This is a genomic window from Desulfuromonas sp. CSMB_57 (genome assembly GCF_020194955.2).
In the GTDB taxonomy this organism is placed as follows: Bacteria; Desulfobacterota; Desulfuromonadia; order Desulfuromonadales; family Syntrophotaleaceae; genus JAFCIY02.
The window spans coordinates 1-4,465 of record NZ_JAFCIY020000049.1 but is presented as its reverse complement, the minus strand read 5'-3'; the positions used below and the strand labels follow the sequence as shown (position 1 = coordinate 4,465).

The 4,465-nt window shown below is 54.1% G+C and carries 2 protein-coding genes and 1 pseudogene; all 3 read right to left on the bottom strand.

What is annotated here, in order from left to right:
* The coding region (locus JQN68_RS13115) for a calcium-binding protein (RefSeq protein WP_283775543.1) at window positions 1-2,335 on the bottom strand (2,335 nt) is incomplete at its 3' end.
* 495 nt (window positions 2,336-2,830) lie between these two features.
* The gene (locus JQN68_RS13110) at window positions 2,831-4,258 is read right to left on the bottom strand and encodes an HlyD family type I secretion periplasmic adaptor subunit (RefSeq protein ID WP_249621234.1); all 1,428 of its coding nucleotides are present in this window, start codon (window positions 4,256-4,258) and stop codon (window positions 2,831-2,833) included.
* Window positions 4,245-4,465, bottom strand: a pseudogene (locus JQN68_RS13105) (ATP-binding cassette domain-containing protein); the annotation flags it as partial. The gene JQN68_RS13110 and the pseudogene JQN68_RS13105, both read right to left, overlap by 14 nt.

The following is a 4,465-nucleotide window of genomic DNA, read 5'->3' as shown; positions in this document are numbered from 1 at the left end:
TGCCGCCGGTGAGAGTGTCATTGCCGGCCAGCCCGTACAGGGTCATGGCGGAACCGATGCCGGTAAGGTTGTCGTCGCCCTCGCCGCCAAACAGAGGCCGGCGTTGGATGGCCGCCTCGTCCCAGACGGTCCCATCGGCAAATTCCATGCGCTCGATGCGATAATAAGAACTGGCGAAATAGTGCTGCACCGTAATCTGGTCGTCACTGCCGCTGCGGCGGATGACGAGATCGTTGCTGGAGCGGGAGAAGATGAGATCGTCCGGAGCGATGCCCTCGCCAAAGACCAGTGTGTCCATGTTTCCGGTGGTGGTGTCGTAATCGTAGACGGTGTCCTGTCCCCAGCCCTTGTCGAAGAGATAGCGATCGTTGCCGCGCCCGCCACTGAGGTAATCGTTGCCGGATCCGCCGACCAGGATGTCGGCGCCATTGTTACCGTAAAGTTTGTCGTCGCCCTCACCCCCGACTAGAATGTCGGCTCCGGAACTGCCCTTAATCGTATCATTGCCCGCACCACCAAAAACCGGGATGATAGCAGGCTTGGAAAGGGTGAGAACATCATTTCCATCGGTTGTGCCCAAATAAGAGTGACTCAGCGTCTCACCAAGGTTTTGTGCCCATTCACTGGCGATGTTCGGCGCGATTAAATCAGCGAAGGCTTGTTTGGCATCGTCTTCATTGTGGAGGGTATAGGGATTCAGACCGCGCACGCTGCGCATGAAATCATCCACCAAGTCACATGTTTTTTCCGGTTCCATTGTGGCCTGAAAGGCAATGGTTGCCGTCGCCAGCCAGAAATCGCCCGTCCAGGCATTTCGGGTTTCGTCGAAGGTGAAGGGAACCAGCTCAAAGATTTCCTGCAGATGGGTTTGGGCCATCAGTTGGTAAAATACCATGTCTTCCAACTGCTGATAGCGCTCGGCCAGTTGGTTGGCATGGTTGGGCCCGCCGATGCGTGTGAAGGTCCGGTCGCCCCAGAAGGCTTCGAGAACCCCCATCTGCTGCGGATTGATGATGTCCTTATAGGCGTTGCTTCCATAGCTTACGTTTGATTCCTGTCCGCCGGCCCACAAAAACAGGATTTGCGGCAGCAGGGCATTGCGTGACGCGGCATCGGTTTCGGCTTGAAACTGTTCGACCAGGTTCTGCAATTGGCCGCTGTCGTCCATGGCCATGGCCTGATGCAGGGAGCGTACCTTGCCGTAACCGGCGGCGTCGGGGAGCAGTTGGATGTTTTCAGGAACATCGATGTCGTCCACAGGTCTGGACACGGTGGGATTGGTCTGAAACCAGACATCGACCATCTCCCGGATGTTGCCCTCCGTATCCTCATAGCTGCCAATCTGGCGGAAGGCGTTGCCGTGCTCATCTTTGAGATTGCTGTTGACGTAGTTCAGGTTGAGGCGGGCAACGCCGAGATCGTCCAGGGTGAACAGCTCGCCCTCTTCGCTGTCGCCGTTCTGGTTGATATCCCTCCAGATACGCAGGTCGCCCCAGATATCATCATTGGCGTCGATCCAACCATCGTTGTTGCTGTCGAAATCGGCCAGGGCGAGAAAGCCGTTGGCGGCGGTTTTGCCATTCTGCAAAGAGGTATGATTGCCGAACAGCTCGAACCCCCCGGTGATGCGCCCGTCACCATCCCGATCCAAGGCCAGCAGGCCGTCGTCGGCACCGGCCCAGGCAACGGTTTGCCGGAATCCGTCGTTGTTCAGATCGAACTGAATGCCGGCATCCAGCCCTACCGTTTCGATGCCGTCGCCGTCGAGGTCGAGGATCAACGGGCTGCTGGGGATGGTATCGTTGAGGCCGGCGGGGGCTGGAATAAGGGAAAGAAAATCTTTTAGAGGCTCTAAATCTATGGGGTATTTTTGAGCCAAGGTTGGTTCATTGATTGCATCAATATATTGTTTTAACAGTTCATTGCGTTCCAGTGCAGTTTTGAATGCGTCAAGGTATTCAGCTCCATAATTAGGGTCCCCTCCTCCATAACATTGTTGGTAATATACAGCATCAAGGAATAGATCTCTAATAGTAGAATCATAAATTTTGTTTAAAAAGGATTCGAGTCTTTTCTCGGGTGGCTCTTCAATGGTATCAAGATAAGCATTCCTTATAGGTGTTTCCATCCTCATTTCACTTATGGCATCAAAGAGGCCTGTTTCTTTTGGGTCATATTCAAAATTCCAGCTATTTTGCCATTTGCCAATTAGTAACAAGGTATTGTCTCTTGGATTATCCTTGAAATCGCTCCAAGCATTAGAAACGATCTCTTTAAGTGTATCCCAGACACTGATTTTATCGTTGCTTTCCGTGTTTATGGATTCATCAGACATTATTTTCTCCTATTCATGTAGATGAGAGGCTAATTTTTTTGCGTATTATTGGATTTTATTGTGTTGTCTGACCATGTTTTTACTATTATAATTGACATGAAGATCAAAATTGCAAAATATGGTTGCATAAATCCAAATATTGGCCAAAGTAATTTGTTGAAACTTATCTTCTTTGTTTGGAAAAAAAGCCATATGCCAACCACAATATTGTCGAGAAATTTAAAAATTCCGAATATTAAAATAGCATTTTCATAATTTTCAATTGGTGATCGTAGATTTTGCATATTATTTGCCAACATTGCTACTGTTTTAATTGATAAGAAAGAAGATATTTGTGACAAAAAAAATAGAGGGATAAACCATATTAACAATTTTTCGAACTTATTTTTCAACTCCAATGCATATTCTGTTATCGACATTTTTGCCCCGCCTCTTGGTTTTGTTGGTTTTAACCTATAAATTTGGAAATGGTAGAATTGTTTGAGTTAAAAAGCGTCACCTCTCCCTCGCACTCTCCCGAACAGCTTTGAGAATCGGGCTCAGCAGAAACTCGATCAGCCGTCTTTGGCCGGTCCGGATTTCCACCGCCACGTCCATGCCCGGCGACAACCGCACTTTCCGCCCGTTTTCCACCTGCATTTCCGCCTTCGCCATTTTCACGCGCGCCGTATAGACATAGCCCACCTCCTCGATCAGCATGGAATCCTTGGCCAGGGTAACCAGTTCGCCGTCAATGATGCCGTAACGAGTAAAGGGAAAAGCGTCGACCTTGATCTCCGCGGCCTGGCCGACAGCGACAAATCCGATATCCTTGTTTTCCACCCAGGCTTCCACCTCGAGTTGGTCTTCGTCAGGGACGATGACCATGAGTGGTTGCGCCGGGGTGACCACGCCGCCGATGGTATGCACGGCGAGCTGCTGTACGGTGCCGTCCACCGGCGCGGTCAGGCGCTGGCGTCGGTCGGCATGGGTAGCCTTGACCAGTTCCTCGGCCAGGGCCTTGGCGCGATTCTCCATATCGGCCAGTTGGCTCTGAATGCTCTTGCGAAACTCGGAGCCGATGGCGGCCAGGTTTTGTCGGGCTTCCACCAGGGCGGATTGTTCCAGTTCATGGCGCCGGCGACTGGCGGCCAGCTCCTGCACCCGCTCGATGCGTTCCCGCTCGGCTTCATCGGCTTCGAGGCGTGAGCCGAAACCCTGGGCGTAAAGGCCGCGGAAGGATTCGGCGCGATGGGTGACCATGGGCAGAATCTGTTCAAGGCGCAGGATGTCCGCTTCGATGGCGCCGATGGCCGCCTGGCGCTGCGCCACCACCTCGCGGGCGGCGGCGATGCGCGCCAGATACTCTTCCATCTGATCCTTTAGAAGGCGTTGCTGCAGCGCCGTATAGGCGGGATCGGCGTCCATGGACGGCTGAATGGTTGCACGATTCTGCAGAAGGGCCTGCAGGCGCGCCATATCCACCCTGGCGGCATCGTATTCCTGCCGGATGCGGGCGCGGTCGGCGCCGCTGATGGTCGGGTCGAGATCGATCAATACCTGTCCCTTGGTGACCCGTTGCCCGTTACGCACGTGAATGGCGGTGACCAGGCCGCTTTCAAGGGGCTGGATGGTTTTGGTGTAGCCGCCGGGAACGATGCGGCCGCGGGCGACGGAGACAATGTCGATTTTGCCGATGCAGGCCCAGACCGCGCCCAGGGCGAACAGGGCCATGATGGTCCAGAGCACGGCGCGGCCGATGGGGGAGGGCGGCGCCTGCTGCATTTCGAGCACCGCGGGCAGAAATTCCACCTCGCCCCCGGGGATGTTCGATTCCGGTTTGCGGCGGCTCTCTTCGCGCCAGGCGCAGCGCCAAGCCTCCAGATGCCGCCGGGCGAGGCGAAGGACGGTGCCCAGACCAAGCAGGTTGTCAGGCAAAGGCATGGGCGCCCTCCTGATGCTGATGAAGCTGGGTGAAGATGCCGCCCTGCCGCAGCAGTTCCTGGTAGGTGCCGCTCTCGATGATCCGGCCTTTTTCAATGACAAAGATGCAGTCTGCCCCCCGTACCGTGGAAAGGCGATGAGCGATGAGGAACACCGTTCGTCCCCGGCAGATGTGGGTCATGTTTTTCTGGATGATGGCTTCCGATT